Annotated in this window: 18 protein-coding genes; 9 read left to right on the top strand and 9 right to left on the bottom strand. The window is 70.6% G+C overall.

Annotation, left to right across the window (positions count from 1 at the left end; translation table 11 throughout):
- Positions 1-128: 128 nt before the first annotated feature.
- The 4 genes from ABZV42_RS03545 (at position 129) to ABZV42_RS03530 (ending at position 3,562) form a co-directional block, all read left to right on the top strand.
- Positions 129-1,127 carry an Lrp/AsnC family transcriptional regulator gene (locus ABZV42_RS03545; RefSeq protein WP_356050792.1) on the top strand — a complete coding sequence of 333 codons (999 nt, stop codon included), beginning with the start codon at positions 129-131 and terminating at the stop codon, positions 1,125-1,127.
- Positions 1,128-1,272: 145 nt separating this feature from the next.
- The gene (locus ABZV42_RS03540; RefSeq protein WP_355979495.1) at positions 1,273-1,953 is read left to right on the top strand and encodes an adenosylcobinamide amidohydrolase; all 681 of its coding nucleotides are present in this window, start codon (positions 1,273-1,275) and stop codon (positions 1,951-1,953) included.
- Between the two features lie 105 nt (positions 1,954-2,058).
- Positions 2,059-2,574, top strand: coding sequence for a hypothetical protein (locus tag ABZV42_RS03535; RefSeq protein ID WP_356050791.1), 516 nt, complete (start codon positions 2,059-2,061; stop codon positions 2,572-2,574).
- Positions 2,575-2,803: 229 nt separating this feature from the next.
- Positions 2,804-3,562 (top strand): hypothetical protein, encoded by a 759-nt coding sequence (locus tag ABZV42_RS03530; protein WP_356050790.1) that lies wholly within the window; start codon positions 2,804-2,806, stop codon positions 3,560-3,562.
- 106 nt (positions 3,563-3,668) lie between these two features.
- Here ABZV42_RS03530 and ABZV42_RS03525 read toward each other — a convergent pair whose 3' ends face one another.
- Positions 3,669-5,261, bottom strand: coding sequence for an alpha/beta fold hydrolase (locus ABZV42_RS03525; protein ID WP_356050789.1), 1,593 nt, complete (start codon positions 5,259-5,261; stop codon positions 3,669-3,671).
- Positions 5,258-7,042 (bottom strand): alpha/beta fold hydrolase, encoded by a 1,785-nt coding sequence (locus tag ABZV42_RS03520; protein ID WP_356050788.1) that lies wholly within the window; start codon positions 7,040-7,042, stop codon positions 5,258-5,260. Before ABZV42_RS03520 ends, ABZV42_RS03525 begins: the two co-directional genes overlap by 4 nt.
- A gap of 286 nt (positions 7,043-7,328) precedes the next feature.
- On the opposite strand from ABZV42_RS03520, the gene ABZV42_RS03515 reads away from it, so the two are divergent.
- From ABZV42_RS03515 to ABZV42_RS03505, 3 genes are all read left to right on the top strand, one after another.
- Positions 7,329-8,015: a hypothetical protein gene (locus ABZV42_RS03515; RefSeq protein ID WP_356050787.1), complete on the top strand. Its 687-nt coding sequence runs from the start codon at positions 7,329-7,331 to the stop codon at positions 8,013-8,015.
- 284 nt (positions 8,016-8,299) lie between these two features.
- On the top strand, positions 8,300-8,512 hold the full coding sequence (locus ABZV42_RS03510; protein WP_355979932.1) for a hypothetical protein: 213 nt from the start codon (positions 8,300-8,302) through the stop codon (positions 8,510-8,512).
- Positions 8,513-8,610: 98 nt separating this feature from the next.
- The gene (locus tag ABZV42_RS03505; RefSeq protein ID WP_355979478.1) at positions 8,611-8,904 is read left to right on the top strand and encodes a muconolactone Delta-isomerase family protein; all 294 of its coding nucleotides are present in this window, start codon (positions 8,611-8,613) and stop codon (positions 8,902-8,904) included.
- Between the two features lie 141 nt (positions 8,905-9,045).
- Here the strand turns inward: ABZV42_RS03505 and ABZV42_RS03500 are convergent, their stop codons facing one another.
- Positions 9,046-9,609 carry a CGNR zinc finger domain-containing protein gene (locus tag ABZV42_RS03500; protein WP_356050786.1) on the bottom strand — a complete coding sequence of 188 codons (564 nt, stop codon included), beginning with the start codon at positions 9,607-9,609 and terminating at the stop codon, positions 9,046-9,048.
- Positions 9,610-9,840: 231 nt separating this feature from the next.
- On the opposite strand from ABZV42_RS03500, the gene ABZV42_RS03495 reads away from it, so the two are divergent.
- A complete protein-coding gene (locus ABZV42_RS03495; RefSeq protein ID WP_356050785.1) occupies positions 9,841-10,605 on the top strand; it encodes an SDR family NAD(P)-dependent oxidoreductase in 765 nt (254 codons plus the stop codon).
- 57 nt (positions 10,606-10,662) lie between these two features.
- On the opposite strand, the gene ABZV42_RS03490 is transcribed toward ABZV42_RS03495, so the two are convergent.
- The 5 genes from ABZV42_RS03490 to ABZV42_RS03470 all read right to left on the bottom strand — a co-directional run bounded on the left by ABZV42_RS03490 (position 10,663) and on the right by ABZV42_RS03470 (position 13,472).
- Positions 10,663-11,247 carry a helix-turn-helix domain-containing protein gene (locus tag ABZV42_RS03490; RefSeq protein WP_356050784.1) on the bottom strand — a complete coding sequence of 195 codons (585 nt, stop codon included), beginning with the start codon at positions 11,245-11,247 and terminating at the stop codon, positions 10,663-10,665.
- Between the two features lie 156 nt (positions 11,248-11,403).
- Positions 11,404-12,099, bottom strand: a complete 696-nt coding sequence (locus ABZV42_RS03485; RefSeq protein ID WP_355979465.1) for a type 1 glutamine amidotransferase domain-containing protein — start codon at positions 12,097-12,099, stop codon at positions 11,404-11,406.
- Positions 12,100-12,757: 658 nt separating this feature from the next.
- Positions 12,758-12,976 carry a hypothetical protein gene (locus ABZV42_RS03480; RefSeq protein ID WP_356050783.1) on the bottom strand — a complete coding sequence of 73 codons (219 nt, stop codon included), beginning with the start codon at positions 12,974-12,976 and terminating at the stop codon, positions 12,758-12,760.
- Between the two features lie 15 nt (positions 12,977-12,991).
- On the bottom strand, positions 12,992-13,171 hold the full coding sequence (locus ABZV42_RS03475) for a hypothetical protein (protein ID WP_356050782.1): 180 nt from the start codon (positions 13,169-13,171) through the stop codon (positions 12,992-12,994).
- Positions 13,172-13,292: 121 nt separating this feature from the next.
- Positions 13,293-13,472, bottom strand: coding sequence for a DUF6480 family protein (locus ABZV42_RS03470; protein ID WP_355979459.1), 180 nt, complete (start codon positions 13,470-13,472; stop codon positions 13,293-13,295).
- Between the two features lie 427 nt (positions 13,473-13,899).
- Here ABZV42_RS03470 and ABZV42_RS03465 point away from each other — a divergent pair, with 427 nt between their 5' ends.
- Entirely contained in the window at positions 13,900-16,677 is a 2,778-nt protein-coding gene (locus ABZV42_RS03465; RefSeq protein WP_356050781.1) for a lectin, read from the top strand.
- Between the two features lie 152 nt (positions 16,678-16,829).
- On the opposite strand, the gene ABZV42_RS03460 is transcribed toward ABZV42_RS03465, so the two are convergent.
- Positions 16,830-17,198, bottom strand: a complete 369-nt coding sequence (locus ABZV42_RS03460) for a DUF6479 family protein (RefSeq protein WP_356050780.1) — start codon at positions 17,196-17,198, stop codon at positions 16,830-16,832.
- Between the last annotated feature and the right edge of the window lie 24 nt (positions 17,199-17,222).

Raw genomic sequence — 17,222 nt, 5'->3', positions numbered from 1 at the left:
GATGGGCGTTCCCGGCTCGCGTCCGCCGGCCGGAGTCGGGGAGGTGAGCGGAGGGGATGTCATCCATCGTCGAGCGTGGCTGCCGAGTCGGGCACCGGAAGGCGGCGGAATGAGCGAAACTGGTGTCCATGGCGCGTGAACCGGCGGATTGCGTACTGAGTCTCCTGGACCAGCGGTTGGTGGCCGCTCTCCAGTGCGACGGCCGTGTCACCGCGGAACGGGCGGCCGGGGTACTGGGTCTCAGCCCGGCGACCGTGCGCCGCCGGCTGCACGCGCTGAGCGTCGACGGCACCGTGCGTGTGGTGGTCTCACCTGTCGCCCGGCCGCGCAACGGCGGCTCCGCCGGGGCACTGTTCCTGCGCATCCGGGTGCTCAGGGGAAGGCTGGACACGATCGTCGCCGCCCTCGCCGCACGCGACGACATCTCGTTCATCGACGTCAGCACCTCGGGCGACGAGATCTTCGCGGTCGCCCGTACCGAACCGGGATCGCGTGATCCGCTGGTCTTTCGCCAACTGCCCTCCACCCAGGCGGTCACGTCCCTGGAGAGCTCGACGGTCCTGCACGTCTTCCGACTCACGTCCGAGTGGCGGCACAACGTCCTGACGGCATCCGAACGCGCGGCCCTGAGCCCCGCCGAGCCGGCCGCGGAGTACCCGGCTCCGGGGTCCTCGGGGCCGTACGGTGTGGACGCCGACCCCGTGGAGCGGTCCCTCATCGACGCGCTGGCCCCCGACGCGCGGCTGTCGGCCGCGGCGCTCGCGGAGCGCACCGGGCACGCGGAGACCACGGTTCGCCGGCGCGTTTCCCAACTGGTCGCGCAACGCCGTCTGATCACCCAGGTCCTTGTGGACACGCGCCGTCTCGGGCTGCCCATCGAGGCCAAACTCCTGCTGCACGTGGCCCCCGACCATCTGGACGCGGCCGGGAAGTCGCTGGCCGACCATCCCTCGGTGCACGGGGCGTTCGCGACGACAGGCCCCTCCAACCTTCACGCGGCCGCCTATTTCCGTAACCTGGCAGCTCTCTACGACTTCCTCTCCCGCGACCTGGTCGGCCTCGGGATCACGCGCGTCGAGACGGCCGTCGTCGGTCGCACGGTCAAACCCCGCGGCGCGGACACCTGACCGGCTCCGGCGTGCGCGACAGCCTTACTGCCCGGCCGGTTCCCGTCCGGGCCCGCACCGCCGCACGCCGACTCCGGCCCGGACAGCGGCAGGTCCACCAGCCCGTACGATCGACCCGTTCCCGTCCCGCAAGGAGTTCCGCCCGGTGACCGCAGTCGTGCCGCAGCCCCGCCCCGTCGCCGGTCTCATCCCCGTACAGCACCTCACCCGCGTCGAGGACGGCGAGCCGCTGAACGCGCTGCTCTGGCGGGCGGGCCCCGGCTGGCGGATGGCCAGCAGCGCCGTCCTCGGCGGCGGCATCGCCGAACGAGCCTGGGTCCTGAACGCCCAGGTCTCCCACGGCTACCGGCGCACCGACCCGGACCGGCACCTCGCCGAACTGGCCCGCGCCGCGGACGCCCGGGGGCCCGGCGTCGGGCTGATGACGGCCGCCGACGTCACCCGCTGTGCCACCGCCCACGACGAGGGCGCCGAGGCGGTCGCCACGGCGGGACTGGGGGTACGGGGATGGGCCGCGGCCCCGGCCGAGCCCGTACGCCGTCCCGCTGTGCCGGGGACGATCAACATCATCGCCGCGCTTCCCGTGGCACTCGGTGATGCCGCGCTGGTCAACGCGGTGATCACGGCCACGGAGGCCAAGGTGCAGGCTCTGCTCGACGCCGGTCTCGACTGCTCCGGTACGCCCACCGACGCCGTGTGTGTCGCCGCGCGCAGCCCGCGTCCCGGGGAGTTGGTGCACGAGTTCGCCGGGCCCCGCTCGCTGTGGGGTGCCCGTCTCGCCAGGGCCGTGCACTCGGCCGTGCTCGCGGCGGCCGCAGGCGCCTGACCGCGTCCGCGGAACGGGTCTCCGGCGCTGCAACCATTTGAACCCCGGACATGTCTCACCGAGTGAAATAGTCTGTCCCCTTCACCAGGAGCCTCTGGGGGCGTCATGCACCATCACCCATCCCGCGCAGCCATCGTCGCCGGCCTCGTTCTCACCGCCGTCGGCGCCACGATCCCCGCTTCCGCGGTCGCACAGTCGAAGGCGGCCGCGTCGCCCACGTCGCCCGCCCGCGTCCTCAACGCCCGGTGGGGCGGCCACTGCACCTACGACCGGCTGGTCATCGACGTCCAGGGCAGCGCCCCGTCCGTCAGCGTGAGCCGGGTCGGTTCCCTTCACTACGACCCCTCCGGGAAGAAGGTCCCGCTCGCGGGCAAGTACTTCCTGTCCATCAGGCTGTCCCCCGCGGTCGCTCACGACAGCGCGGGCAGGTCGGTCTACCACGGCCCCCGTCTGGTCAAGATCCCCTTGACCAAGCTCAAGGGGCTGGCCCTGACCGGGGACTTCGAAGGCGTCGTCTCCTTCGGGACCGCGTTCCAGACCAAACCCACGTACAAGGTCTCCAAGCTCCACAGCCCCGAGCGTGTGGTCGTGGACTTCAACCACGCCAACCAGTGTCACTGATCCCGGGGGCGTTACCCGGGAGCAAGCGCGTGGCCGAGGCGCCCAGCGACTTCGGACAGGTCGTCACCGGCCTCCTCCGAAGCCTGGACGCCTCGGCGAACGACCGGTGCGCCGGGGCCGTGAGGCGACACGATCCTCCCCCGGGCGTCCCCGCGATTCACTACTCGTCGGCCAACTCCGTGGTGCAGACTGCTCGTTGACGCGCAGACGAGGGCGGGGGGAGCCGGTCGTGCGGCAGGATCTGGCGGTCAACCTCGTGGCCTCGCTGCTGGCATTCGGTGTCGGCTGGCTCGGCCGTGCTCTCGTCCACTACTACCGGACGCGGATTCCCGCGGCGCGTGTGTGGCGGCTGGACCGCGGCCGACGCGTGGTGATGGTCGTCGGCGAGTCGGGCGGGCCGTCGTCCGCGTATCCGAAGATCCCGGAGACCGATGCCCTCGCGGCCATGAACCTGCGGCAGTTCCTGTCCCAGGACCTCGGGTTGCACGAGGCGGCGACGGTTCGGGCGGGGGCCTTCGCCATGGCTGCGGACGCGGAGGAGAACCTGGTCGTGATCGGCGGGCCGGTGCACAACCGCGTCTGGACGCTGCTGTCCGACAGGCTCGATCCCCCGTACGTGTTCCGGCGGTTCCCCGACGAATTCCGCGTCGTCTGCGTGGAGAGCGGCGAGGAGTACGGAGAGTCGGACGTGGACACGGCGACGCTGGTAGATCATGCCATCGTCGTGCTGGCGAACAATCCCTTCGCGGCGGGAAGCCGCCTGATCATGATCGCGGGCTGCGCCCTCCTGGCCACCTCGGGTGCGACCCAGCTCTTCGCCCGCGGAGCGATTCGCGCGCTGGCCAGGACATACGACACGACAGCGCCTCTGGCGCTCGTCGTCAGGGTGGAGAGCGTCGGCGGATACGTCCGCCCGCCCGAGGTCGTGGCCGCCGCCAACTTCCCCCGGGCCGCCGCCAACCGCACCTCTCCGGCCACACGCTCCTGATCCGGTCCGAGCGTCCCCCGCAGCAGTTGAAGGGGGCGGACGAGAGCCGGCTCTCCCGGCTGCTCGTCCGCCCCTGGTCCTTCCCGCGTGAGGTGGTGGGTCGTCCTTACGGCGCGATCTCGAACCGCGGCGGCTGAAGACCCGCGAGGCAGGACTTGTCCGGTGCCGTCGGGGAGTCGAAGAACGAATTGGTGATCGTCTGCGCGCAGGTTGATCCGGCGAAGACGACGTGGGCGACGTACGGGACGGTCACGGTGGTGGCGCGGCTCAGGGTGCGGGCCGCGTAGGGGCCGTTGCTCGGCGCGGTCTGGGCGTCGAACCCGCCCGACAGGACGAGGGTGGGGATGTCGCTGCGCGTCACGTCACGGACCGAGCGCGGTGCCGCGGGGATGTCCCAGGCACGGCAGTCGGCGTGGAGGAACGGCAGCTGCGGGGCGTTGGCCAGCACCGAGCGGGGGAACGAGGGGAACACGCGGCGCCCTCCCCGGATCACATCCGCCTCGGTCTCGAACGGCGTCCACTCGCCGCAGAAGACACCGTATTCGAGACCGTGGGCGATCCGCCCGATGGCCTGCGGGCTGAGTTTGCCGCCGGCCCACTGCTCGGCGACGCGCTGCGGGTTGCCGTGGGCCAGTTCGTCGATGGACCGGGGCACACCCTCCGCCACGTGGGTTGCGGAGGTCAGCCAGGTCACCAGGACCCCGCCGTCGATCGTGACCTTCACCGGCCCGGGCCGGCCCGCGACGGTGACGGTGGTGGTCACCGGTTGGGCCTCGAGTCTGCGTACGAGGCCCTCGAAGGTCTGCGACAGATGCGGGTAACGCGTGTTGCACGCGGGCTGTCGGGCGCAGGCCGTGAACAGGCCGTCGAAGCCCTCACGCGCGGCCTTCCAGGTCACGGCGCCCCCGGCCAGGGACGGCGGCAGGACACCGTCGATCCCGACGGACCGGACGCCCTGCGGGTGGGTGCGCATGTAGGTCAGGGCCAGTTCGGTGCCGTACGAGATGCCGAAGACGTTCCACCGTCTGATGCCCAGCGCGACGCGCAGGTCGGCGTAGTCGGCGGCGCTTTCGAGGGTGTTGTACGCCGCGAGGTCGGCGGTGCGCCGTGTCAGGCTCGCGCGGCAGGCCCGGGTCGCCTGGACGTGCAGGCGACCGGTCGAGGGGGCGTTGTAGACGAGCCCGAGGGCCCGGGCGTTGAACTCGTCGATGTTCGGGCAGGTGAGCACCGGGTCGGCGGAGTAGGTGCCTCGCTGGGACATGAAGATGACGTCCCGGTCCCGGTTCAGGCCGCCGTCGACCGCCAGCTGCGCCTCGGAGACGGCGTCGTCGCCGGGCCCGCCGGCGAACCACACGATCGGGTCGGGAGCGTGCCTGCGCGTGGCGGCCGGCACGATCGCGACGGAGAGGGTGATCTTCCGGCCCTGGGGGCGGGAACGGTTCTCGGGCACGGCGAGCGTGCCGCAGCGGGCACCCTCCAGTGCGGGGACCGGGTCCGCCGTCCTTGGACAGGGGCCTGGTACGAACCGGGCGTGGCCGGCCGTCCCGGCCGCCGTGCCCGGTGGGGCCGTGGTGCCGGGCACGGCCCCCGCCGGGGTCGCGGTGAGACCGGCGAACAGGAGGCCGGCCGCGGCTCCGGCCAGGGTGGCGGGGAGCCGTCGCGAGGTGGGCCGGTGACGGGGCGGGCGGATGGACATCATGGAGTCTCCAGAGCGGGGATGATCGTGAACGGTTTGGGCGTCAGGCCCGCCACACAGCTGGTGTCGGGCGCGTTCGGACGGGCGAGGAAGGAGGCCAGGACGCTCTGGGCGCAGGGCGACTGGGGTACGACCCAGTGACCGATTCCGGGAATCCGTACGGTGGTCGAGCGGGACAGCGTGCGGGCCGCGTACGCGCCCCATCGCGCCCCCGTCTTGGCGTCGAAGGTTCCGGAGACCACGAGCGCCGGCACGTTGCTGACGGTCGTCACGCGCTGGACCGGGGTACGGTCCGGGACGTTCCAGACGTGGCACACCTCCTGTTCGAAGGGAAGCTGGGGTGCCTGGGCCAGGACGGAGTCGGGCCAGCCGGGGAAGGCGCGCCGCCCGGCCGCCAGCAGGTCGGACTGCGAGTAACCGGGCACCCATTCGGCGCAGGCCACCGACTGGGTGAGACCGTGCGCGAACTCGCCGATCGCGGGGTTGGCACCGGCGGCCCTGGCCCGCGCGAACCGCTCCGGATTGCCGTGCGCGAGTTCGTCCAGCGCGGCGGGGACGTCGACCGCGGGGACGGCGTTGGCGACGAGCAGATTGACGAGCGCGCCCCCGTCGAGGACGACCTTGACCGGCGTTCCCCCGGACGGCGGCTGTGCCATCACCGTCAGGGGACGCGCCTCGAGCCGCCGCACCTGCCGCGTCAGCGTGCGCGACAGGTCCGGGTAGCGGTTCTTGCACCGAGGCTGGGCCGCGCAGGCCGCGAAGATGGTGTTGATCCCCTCACCGGCGCTGTCCCAGGTCCACGGAAGGCTGACGATCTGAGGAGGCACCACGGAGTCGATCGCGAACGAGCGAGTCCCCTGCGGGTGACGGCGCAGGTAGGTGAGGGCCAGGTCGGTGCCGTAGGAGTAGCCGTAGACGTTCCAGCGGTGGATGCCCAGCGCCCCGCGCAGATCGGCGAAGTCCGCCGCGTTCTCGGTCGTGTTGTAGGCGCTCAGCTCGACACCGTGGGCCGTGAGGCGGTCCCGGCACTGCTTGGCCGCGCGCACCAGACGCCGTCCGGTCGACGGCGCGTCGTAGCGCAGCCCGACGGCGTCCGCGTAGAAGCGGTCGATCTCCGGGCAGGCGAGGTTCGGCTGTGCGTGAAGAGTTCCGCGCTGGGCCATGACGATCAGATCGCGGTCCTTGTTCACCCCGGCGCCGATCAGGAACGGGATGTCGTCGATCGCGTCGGCCCCGGGACCACCGGTCATGAACACCACGGGGTCCCCGGCGGGCCTCGCCGAGACGGCCGGGACGACCACGACCGTCAGCCGGACGGTCCGCCCGCCGGGGTGGGCGCGATTCTCGGGGACCTCCAGGAACCCGCACCGTCCGGGGACCGGCTCGGGCGTCTTCGGGCAGGGACCCGGTACGAACCGGACGGGTGTCCCCGGCCGCGGCGCGCTCTCGGTGCCGGTCGAGGCGTGGCCCGGTGCCGGGGCCAGGGCGCCGAGGAAGGCCACGCCCGCCGCGACGACGGCCACCCTGGTGCGTGTGTTCCGCGAGCGCCGCCGTTCGGACCGGTGCGGCGTACGTCCCGGCGCGGATCCGGCGCGTCCGCGGTGGACGTCGTTCGCGCGCAGGCCACCGCCACCGGAGTTCCCGTAGTCGCTGTTGCTGCCGGTGTCGTCGCCACCACCGCCGTTCTCGTCACGGCCGGCGGTCCTGCTGTTCCTGCCCTCGCCGTTCCCGCCATCCCCGCGAACGGACGGCGGACAGCCCGTTCTGATGCCCTGTTCCCTCATGAGATCCCGTTTCTCTGACGTCCCCGGGCGCGCCGCCGTCACGACGCCGACGCCCGGGTTCGGCCCGCCACCGCCTGCTGCGGGCGGGCACCACGTGGGCCAGCCTGGGCGCGTGGCCAGAGGTCCACCACTCATGGGATCCGATCGGAGCAGTCCGTGATCGAGGGGGACGGCGGCCGGGGGAGCGGGACAGCCCGGTCCCGATTCACGCGCTCGATCGTGGGACAGGTCGGGGAGTTGCCCCCAGCGGTCAGGCCTGCGGGGCGGCGCACCTACGATGTCTCCCTTGCTGCGCAACCGACATGGAGGGGGAGCCGTGGCGATAGCCCCGCTGAATTCCGAGGACCTGCTGCCGGGCGAGGGGATCATCCTTCGCAAGAACGCCAACGCGGTCATCGACGTGAGGGCGGCCGGGCTGTCCCGTTTCGCGTTCGACGACCTCATGTGGCTCGTCGGCATGCGGAACAAGGAGGCCATCGGCGGACGGCTCTATCTGACCAACTATCGGCTGGTCTTCAAGTCCCACCGTTTCAACCGTGTGCGAGGCACGTTCAGCATGTTCCTCCCCTGCATCGAGGAGGTCCGGAACTCCTCGGTGGCGGCGACCCGGCAAGTGACGGTGCGTACGGGTACCCAGGACTTCACGTTCGTGGTCTGGGGCATCCCGCAACTCATCGAGACAGTCGACAGGTGCCGTGCCGAGTTCGACGACGCGTACGTGGCCGACCTGGCCGCGATGGCTCTGGCCGAGCCCGGGAAACTGGGCGCCGGCTTTCAGACCGTCGCCCGACATGAAGCCGTGAACGTCCTGATGAACGCCGTGCGGCGACGCGCCGACGACGTCTCGACCGCCGCGGCATCCGTCGCCGGTCTCATCGACAACAGCTTCAACGCGACGGACGTGGCCGGAACCCTGCAAGCGGTCGAGCTGATGATCCGCGCGGGCCATGACCCGACGGCCGCGCGCGGCTGACGTACGCCCGCAGGGACACTTTTAGACCTCCGAGTCCCCAGCCTCGTCCTCACCGGGCGGCCGACGTGCCGGCCCGTCCACAGCCGTCGGCTTCTTCCGGCCCGACGGCGACTTTCACGTGCTCGTCAGCTTCTCGGCCCTGTTCGCCGAGGAGCCGCGACCGCGCGCTCCACCGCCGCGTCACCGTCCTGTGCGTCACTGCCTTGACAGGTGACGCGGACCGATGCAGCCTTGTGGGCATCTCGTCCGGTGGGCCGGTTCGCCAAGACGGAAAGGGGGCCACCGTGGAGACTGGGGCTGAGACTGAGGCCGAGACCGCGATGGACGTGGGAGCGGCGGCGCGGCACGCGCGGTTCGGCAAGCTGCCGGAGCGCGTACCGTTTCACGCCATGATCGAGGAGAAGGAAGCCGGACCGAACGGTGCCGGGACCGCCTCGTACAACCCCGAAGCCTCCTGGAACCACTTCTCCTGCCTCGCGCTCGATCTGGGGCTGTGAGACGTTTCCGGCGTGCTGTGAGGCCGTGGCTGCCGTCCGGACCTGGTGAGGCCGGGGTCGGCCCAGGCCCATCGGATCGATCCGTGGAGGCGTACGTCATGAGGGAATACCTGGTCGAGCTGACCACCACGGTGCCCGGCGGCATCGAGCCGGCGGAGGTCGACAGGCGACGCGCCGCCGAATCCGTACGGGCCGGGGAACTGGCGGCCGAGGGGCGCCTGTTCCGGCTGTGGCGTCCGGTGGGCGAGCTTCGCAGCATCGGGGTGTGGCGCGCGGAGGACGAGCCCGAACTGCGCGAGAAGGTCCTCGGGAGTCTGCCGATGTGGCCGTGGATGACCGCGGTGATCACCCCGTTGGAGTCGCACCCCAACGACCCGGGCCGGACGGTCTGAACCGGCCTGGCCGGCACGGTCCACGGCCAAGCGGCACGGCGCGGCCGGTCCCGGGGCAGGGCGGGAGGCCCTGAGCCACGCGACGGACGGCCGGTGTGTCCCTGATGACGCGCCGGCTCACGCCTGGGCCCGAACTGCCTTTCAGCCGGAGGCCGTTGCCTGAGCGCTCTTCTTCCGGGCGCGGTACGCGGCGGCCTTGAACCTGTTGCCGCAGGACTCCATGCCGCACCACTGCCGGCGTGTGCCCCGGGAGCGGTCGACGTAGATCCGCGTGCACTCGGGGTTGTCGCACTCCTTCATCAGGGGCACGTCCGGACCGCTGAGCAACTCGACGGCGTACCGGGCGACCGTGGACAGCGCCTGCTCCGCGCTCGCCTCGGTCCTGCGGCCGGTCCTGGTGAGCTGTGGCGTCGCCGGAGGCTTGCGGGCGGCGTCGTTCACGAGGCTCAGCGCTTCCTCGTCGTACTCCCGCTCGAGACGACGGGCCGTGACGAGGTCGTAGATCGCCTCGCGCAACGCCTTGGCGCGCTCCACGTCGTCATCGTCGCCGGGCGTGACGGAGTCGACCAGCCCGGACTCCACGAACCAGGCGTCCAAGCGGTCCGGCGCCGAGAACATCTCGTGACGGACCGTCCGCCGGGCGCGGAGCGTCGCGGCGAAGTCGAGTGCCGGGTGGCCGCAGACGAAGGCGTGTTCGTGGTTCACGTCACCATTCTGGCAAGTGACTCGCGGCGACGGCAACAGACGGCCGGCGCCGGGCCGGAAGGCCGGCATCGAGCGCGGCGATCCCGGAGGCGTCACTGTTCCGCAGACGCTTGCAAGTGGAACCAGTTCCGCTTACGGTGTAACCGGAACTGGTTCCGCATATGAGGCCGGTGGTGCCGCCACGAAGGCCGGGCGGGCGGCACCGGGCGGAGGACGAAGAAGGTGGCGGCAATGGCTGGACGACTGCGGGACACGGTGGCCCTGGTCACCGGCGCGAGCAGCGGTATCGGTGCGGCGACGGCGCGAGCCCTCGCCGCGGAGGGTGCGGCGGTGGCCCTTCTGGGTCGGCGGCGTGAGCGGCTGGAGGCGCTCGCGGGCGAGCTTCGGGCGGAGGCGAGGACGGCGTTCGTGGTGGAAGCCGACATCACCGATCAGGGGCGGGCCGCGGCGGCCGTCGAGGGCGTCGTCTCCGAACTGGGCCGCCTGGACACCGTCGTCAACAACGCCGGGACCATGGGGGTCGGCCCCGTGACGGACTCCCCGGTCGACGAGTGGGAGCGGATGATCGAGATCAACGTACGGGGTCTTCTGTACGTGACCCACGCCGCGCTGCCGCATCTGCTGCGGGCCGCCGAGGACTCGCCCCGGAAGGTGGCGGACCTGGTCAACATCAGTTCCACGGCGGGCCGGGTGGCACGGCCGGGGACGGCGGTCTACAACCTCACCAAGTTCGGGGTCAACGGTTTCACCGAGGCCCTGCGGCAGGAGGTCATGGGGAAAGGGGTGCGGGTGAGCGTGGTGGAGCCCGGCACGGTGGACACCGAGCTGAGCTCGCACCTTCGCGACGGCGCGCGTGAAGCCGTCGAGAGGCAGGTGGAGGGGCTGGAGCTGCTGCGTCCGGAGGACATCGCCGACGCGGTCTCGTACATCGTGACGCGTGAACGCCGGGTCGCCGTCAACGAGATCCTCGTACGTGCCGGCGACCAGACCTGGTGACGGACCGCGGGTGCCCGGCGGCGATCCCGCCCCACGCTCCGGTCCGACCGGAGGGTTTCAGTTCTTCACGATGCCGTGCAGGAGCAGGCCGATGAGCCGGGTGGCCAGCTCGCGCCTGCCCTCGGCCCCGGCCATCAGGCTGATCCCGCCCAGGGCCATGAGTACGTCCTGGTCCTTGACCTCCGGCCGTGCAACCGACGTGCCCTGGGCCGGTGTGAGCAGGTGATCGATGGCCCCGGCGAGCATCGCCCGCGTCTCCAGTTTCTCGCTGTCGTCGGAAAGCACCGCGCGCAGCGCGTCGGCCATGCCCTCTTTCGCGGCCATGAAGTCGATGAATCGCTCCATCCACTCCCGCAACGCCTCCACGGGGGGCCGTGCGGCCGCGAGACGCGGTGCGGCCTCACAGAGCCGCTGCACTTCGAGCCGGTAGATCGCCGCGAACAGCAGTTCCTTGGAGGGGAACCGCCGGTAGAGCGTGCCGACGCCGACACCGGCGGCTCGGGCGATGTCCTTGACCGAGGCGTTCATGCCGTCGCGGGCGAAGGCGGCCGCCGCCGCCTCCAGGAGACGGTCCTCGTTGCGCCGCGCGTCGGCCCGCAGCGGTCTGCGGGACCGCGTCACGTGCCCCTCGTCGCCGGTCAACCCGACCTCCTGCACACCCCGTAAACGGAACTGGTTCCGTATGCGAGGCTACGGCAGCTCACCGCCTTCGCGCCACCGGCTATGCCGCTGTCACCGCTGTCACCACGCCGGCCGTCGGTGCGCCCGCAGCTCCGCCGTGACGGCGTGCGGACGTGCTCACTTGAGGAGTTCGAGCAGCCGATCCGCCACGATCGCCGCGGAGTGGGGGTTCTGCCCGGTGACGAGATTGCGGTCCTCCACCATGTACGGCTCCCACACGGGGCCGCGACTGTATTCGACGCCCACCTGGTGCTTCAGCTCGTCCTCCAGCAGCCACGGCGCCTTGGAGGCCAGACCGACGGCCGTCTCCTCGTCGTTGGTGAAACCCGTCATGCGATAGCCCTTGAACGGCGAGCTGCCATGGATCCTGGTGGACAGCAGGGCGGCGGGAGCGTGGCACACGATGGCCAGCGGCCTGCCCGAGGCGAGCTGGGCCGTCAGCAGCCGGCCGGCGTCGGCGTCGTATGCCAGGTCCGACATCGGTCCGTGGCCCCCGGGGAGGTAGACGGCGTCGTAGTCCTCCAGACGGACGTCCGACAGCTCGAGCGGCCGGCGCATCGCCTCCGCGGAGCGGATGATCTCCTCCAGCTCCAGAGCCGTCTCCTCACCGCCGACCATGGAAGGACGCAGACTCATCATGTCGACGTTGGGAGTCACACCGCCCGGTGTCGCGACCACGACCTCGTGACCGGCCTCCGTGATCGCCTTGTAGGGCATGGCGAATTCCTCGGCCCAGTAGCCCGTCGCGTACCGGGTGCCGTCCTTGAGTACCCAGTACGTCGCACCCGTCACGATGAACAGCACTTTCGCCATCGTTCCTCGCCTCCTTGGCGCCGATTAGCTCGTCGGGGACCTTGGCCGAACCGCCCGCGTGACCGGAATGAGAATCGAGCGTCCAGCTGTGACCGGCGGGCGTGTCCGTCCGGCCCGCCGCAGCCCGCGCGCGACGATCCTGAACCCGGGCCGGGCCGGGCCGGGCTCGGCCAGTCAGAGCAGAGCCTTGCCGTGCGGAGTCGGGCGGGTCGGTGTCGCGTCCGTGGCTGCGTTGGCGGCGCTCGCCGGGGTTCGAGCGAATTTCGGCCGACGCGTTCCAGCCTAAGGACGACGCGGGATCGGCGCATGCGGGCAGATCTCGGAGACGCGGCGCGCGAGGCCGTGCGGACGGGGCCCTCCGGCGGATCGGGATCCGTTCGGTCTCTGCGGCCGGAGGCAATGGCGCGCGGGGTCGGTCCCGGCACACGAAAGCGACGACTTTCAGGCGGCGTTTGCCGCACCGCACATCGCACCGCACATCGCACCGCACATCGCACCGGACATCGCACCGGACATCGCACAGGACAGGTCACCGGACAGCGCGGCGGGCCGCGGGGGAGGGGACCTGAACTCCCCGCGGCCCCGGCCGACTCGTCAGGCGGTCCCGGCGCCGACGAGGGTGCACCGCCGAACTTGATCACGCACTGAGGTCAGCGGCCTACCACCATGCGGTGCGGCGCGCGGTGTTGTCCCCGGTCGCCAGGACACAAATGCGCGCCAGCGCAGGGATGTTGTCCGGCATGGGGAGGGATTCCTGAGAGTGGCCGGGATCCACCCAGACCCGGTTGTTCAGACCGGAGAAGTGGCCGGTGTCGACCGTCGAGGCCCAGTCGATCCAGCCCGACCAGTGGGTGCCGCCGCCGGCGTTGTTGTTCACGTAGTTGCGGACCTGTCAGCCGGCGGAGCCCGAAAGGTACTGCGTCATCAGGGTGCCCGAGCAGTTGTGGCTCCAGACCGTGGACCGTGCGGTCTCCGCGGAGGCGACCCCGCTGCCGCCCAGCACCAGGGCGGCGACCCCGGTCGGCGTGCCTGCCCCGACAGCGGCCCGCCGTGCGACAGTTCGTGCGTTCACGTTCCGTTCTCTCTCTCGTGTACGGCGTTCGCCGCACACGAGAGATCATCCGAGACGGCTGAAACAGGCCGCCAACGGAACACCAGTCACCACCATTTCGCAGGCCGCACGGCTGGGCGGCTCAGAATCCGCTGATCCGGGCCACGAAGTATCCGGCGACGATCACCGAGCCCACGACGATGAACGTGAGCCACAGATAGGGGTGTTCCCAAATCCCGCCGTCGGGCCGCTCCTGATGCGCTTCCGCGATGCAGCCCTCGACGGGCGGCGTCTCACCTGGGGGTACGAGTGGATGTGTCATGTCTCAACGGTCCGTCCGAACGACGAGCGGCGCATCTTCGCACGAGCCGGCACTCGCCGCTCGCGCACGGAGCCGTCTCCCGGGCTGTGCGCGCCTCGGCCGGCCGCCGGGTGCTGCACGTGCTCGGACGAACGTGAAGACCACGGCGGAAGCGGTGAGGCGGACCAGGGGCGGGCCCTTTGCGCGAATCGTTGACATGCCCCTGCCTTATAGCTAGCTTCACGGACAGTTCTCGTCTGCGCCCCCAGGTGCTTGCGGCCCAGGGGCCACGCCCATGCGTTCACATCGTCAGGCGCCCCAACTCGACGATGCGACAACGTTGTCGAACTCGGCTGCCGCTCAAGTAATGCGCGTCGTACGGAAGTCAAGAAAGACAACGTTGTCAAGCCGCTGTGCCTCCCGCTCCCGAGTAGAGGAGAAACCCCCCGTGATCACACGACTGTCGAGACCCCCCGGAACCGCCGTGATCGGATTGCTCGCGGCTACGGCGCTGGCCACGGCCGGGATGTGCGCACCCGCGTGGGCTGCCGGCAAGGCCGCGCTCGTCACCTCGCCCGCCACCGTGGTCAACCCGTTCATCGGAACGTCGAATCAGGCCGACGACTTCCCCGGGGCCGACGTGCCGTTCGGCATGGTGCAGTGGAGTCCTGACACACCGTCACGACCCTCCGGTGGCGGATACGAGTACAACGACTCGTCCATCACCGGCTTCAGCCTCACCCACATCGCCGGACCCGGCTGCGGCGCGGCCGGCGACATACCGGTGCTGCCCACCGTCGGCACCGTGAACACCGGGGCGACGGACGCGTTCTCGCACGCCAACGAATCGGCGTCCGCCGGTTCCTACAAGGTCGCGCTCAACAACCAGGTGACCGCGGAACTGACCACCACGACGCGCAGCGGCATGGCGCGCTTCACCTTCCCCTCGAGCACCCAGTCCAATCTGATCTTCAAGCTGACTGGCAGTCAGAACGGAGCCTCCTCGACCCAGTTCACCAAAATCTCGAACACCGAGGTGAGCGGTCAGGTCACCAGCGGGCACTTCTGCGGCGCGGGGAACACCTACAGCGTGTACTTCGACATGGTCTTCGACCAGCCGTTCGCCTCGCAGGGCACGTCGATCGCCAAGGCGTCGTCCGCCACTCCCGCGAAGCCCGGCTCGGCGTCCAAGAACGCGGCCGAGAAGCCCAACAAGCCTGTACTGCACGGCAAGATGCCCGCCGCCGCGACGCCGAAGGCCGCCAAGGACAGCGCCTCGCCCGACGCCGCCGCCTCGAACGGCTACGTCACCTTCAACACCACCGCCAACCCGGTGGTGCAGGCCAAGGTCGGCATCTCCTACGTCTCGGTGGCCAACGCGACGGCCAACAGGGCGTCGGAGAACACCGGGTGGGATTTCAACGCGACCCGCACCACCGCGCAGGACGCCTGGAACAGCGCACTCGGCAAGGTGCAGGTCGCCGGCGGAACGGCCGCGCAGCAGCAGACCTTCTACACGGCGCTCTACCACTCGCTGCTGCACCCGAACGTCATCAGCGACACCAACGGCCAGTACTACGGCTTCGACGGCAAGACCCACACCGTGGACGCGGGCCACAAGGCGGAGTACGCCAACTACTCCGGGTGGGACATCTACCGTTCGCAGGCACAGCTCGAAGCCCTGGTCGCCCCGCAGGTCGCCTCGGACACCGCGCAGTCGATGGTCGACGACTACGCCCAGACCGGGATCTTCCCCAAGTGGTCGGAGAACAACGGCGAGTCGTACGTCATGGTGGGTGATCCGGCGGACGCGATCCTCGCCGACTACTACGCCTTCGGCGCCAGGGACTTCGACACGACGACCGCTCTCGCCGACATGGTGAAACAGGCGAGCACGACCAACAACGACCGGCCGGGCCTCAACTACCTCAACTCACCGGGCTACATGCCGCACGACGGCAGCTACGGCTGCTGCAACTTCTACGGTCCCGTGGCCACGACGCTGGAGTACAACACGGCCGACTTCGCGCTCTCCGCCATGGCCGGGGCGCTCGGGGATACCGCCAACCAGAAGACGTACGCCAACCGCGCCCAGGGCTGGCGCAACGTTCTCAACCCGGCCTCCGGCTTCGTCGAGCCGCGCAACGCCAGTGGTTCCTGGACCGGCGGCTTCGACCCCACCAGCGGCACCGACATGGTCGAGGCCGACTCCTGGATCTACACCGGGATGATCCCGTTCAACATCGGCGGTCTGGCGCGCGCCAAGGGCGGCAACACGGCGATGAGCCACTACTTGGACACCGTGCTGCGCAGCTACACGGGTGACAAGGGCTATGCGTGGGTCGGCAACGAACCCAGCATCGAACTGCCCTGGGAGTACGACTACATCGGGCAGCCGTACAAGACGCAGGGCACCGTGCGGGCGGTCCAGGACCAGATCTGGTCGAACACCCCTGGCGGGCTCGCCGACGGCAACGACGATCTCGGCGCGATGAGCGCGTGGTACGTGTGGTCCGCACTCGGAATGTTCCCCGAGACCCCGGGCACCTCCGATCTCGCCCTGGGCTCACCCCTGTTCACGCAGGCCGTGGTCACCCTCCCGTCGGGCAACACCCTGACGATCAACGGCAACGGTGCCGCCGACAACGCCCCCTACGTCCAGTCCGCGACCTGGAACGGCACCGCCTGGAACAACGCCTACGCCCCGACCTCGGCGATCACGGCGGGCGGCACCCTCAACTACACGCTCGGCACGAGCGCCAACACGTCCTGGGCGACGGCCGCGTCCGCGGCTCCGCCCTCCTACGCCGGTGACACCACGGCCCCCGCCGTGCCCCGTACCGGACCCGTCACCTCGGCGGTGGCATCGAACCTGTGCGTCGACGACGCGAGCTCCTCGACGACCGACGGCAACCACGTACAGATCTGGACCTGCAACAACACCTACGCCCAGGACTGGATCGTCGCCGGCGACGGAACGATCCGGACCCTCGGCAAGTGCCTGGACGTCGACCACAGCGGCACCACCAACGGCACCCTCGTCCAGCTGTGGACCTGCAACGGCACCGGCGCCCAGCAGTGGTCCGCGGGCGCCAACGGGTCGGTGATCAACCCCCAGTCCAAACTGTGCCTGGACGACCCCAACGCGACGACGACGACCGGCACCCAGCTCCAGATCTACACCTGCAACGGCACAGCGGCCCAGAACTGGAAACTTCCGAGCTGAATCACGGCACCGAAACCCCCGGCACGACCGAGCGAGCGGGCACCGGCCCCCGTATGTCCCGACCACACGGCCAGGACATACGGGGGCTCGCCCGGTCATGACACGTGAGGGCGATGGGCGTCGTCTCGGGGGCCGCGGACCGGCGAGGCGGTTCAGGTCCTGCCGGAGCCCCCGCTGCCGAACGAACCGCCGGACCCGGAGTCCCAGCGCGGGCGCTCCTGCCGGTCGCTGCGTTTGCTGCCGGGCCCGCCGAGCTGGTGCGGGGTGAGGCGCTCGCTCTCGTTCGCGGCCCGCGGCACCTCGTTCGGTTCCCTGACCTCCGAGGTCTCGCGCACCGGCCCTGACTCCGCAAGCGTGGGCTGCTCATGAGCCTGGGGCGGGCTCGGCTCGCGACGGCGCGTCCGGATTCCCAGCGGTACTGCCCAGACCAGGGCTCCCGCGATGACGAGCCCGCCCAGAAACGCGCCGAGCGTGCCGTACGCGGCGTTCGAGAGCGCGATGTCCCAGTATTTTCCGTCCATGGCGACCGGGTACCCGTGCTCACG

The organism is Streptomyces sp. NPDC005281 (genome assembly GCF_040607495.1).
Lineage (GTDB): Bacteria > Actinomycetota > Actinomycetes > Streptomycetales > Streptomycetaceae > Streptomyces.
The sequence above is the reverse complement of the archived record's forward strand: the minus strand, read 5'-3'. Positions and strand labels throughout refer to the sequence as shown.

What these genes read in the sequence shown, in the direction of transcription:
- ABZV42_RS03545 (WP_356050792.1), top strand. Translation starts at nt 129, where the DNA reads ATGGCGCGTGAACCGGCGGATTGCGTACTGAGTCTCCTGGACCAGCGG.
- ABZV42_RS03535 (WP_356050791.1), top strand. Translation starts at nt 2,059, where the DNA reads ATGCACCATCACCCATCCCGCGCAGCCATCGTCGCCGGCCTCGTTCTC.
- ABZV42_RS03525 (WP_356050789.1), bottom strand. Translation starts at nt 5,261, where the DNA reads ATGATGTCCATCCGCCCGCCCCGTCACCGGCCCACCTCGCGACGGCTC.
- ABZV42_RS03520 (WP_356050788.1), bottom strand. Translation starts at nt 7,042, where the DNA reads ATGAGGGAACAGGGCATCAGAACGGGCTGTCCGCCGTCCGTTCGCGGG.
- ABZV42_RS03505 (WP_355979478.1), top strand. Translation starts at nt 8,611, where the DNA reads ATGAGGGAATACCTGGTCGAGCTGACCACCACGGTGCCCGGCGGCATC.
- ABZV42_RS03495 (WP_356050785.1), top strand. Translation starts at nt 9,841, where the DNA reads ATGGCTGGACGACTGCGGGACACGGTGGCCCTGGTCACCGGCGCGAGC.
- ABZV42_RS03485 (WP_355979465.1), bottom strand. Translation starts at nt 12,099, where the DNA reads ATGGCGAAAGTGCTGTTCATCGTGACGGGTGCGACGTACTGGGTACTC.
- ABZV42_RS03470 (WP_355979459.1), bottom strand. Translation starts at nt 13,472, where the DNA reads ATGACACATCCACTCGTACCCCCAGGTGAGACGCCGCCCGTCGAGGGC.
- ABZV42_RS03460 (WP_356050780.1), bottom strand. Translation starts at nt 17,198, where the DNA reads ATGGACGGAAAATACTGGGACATCGCGCTCTCGAACGCCGCGTACGGC.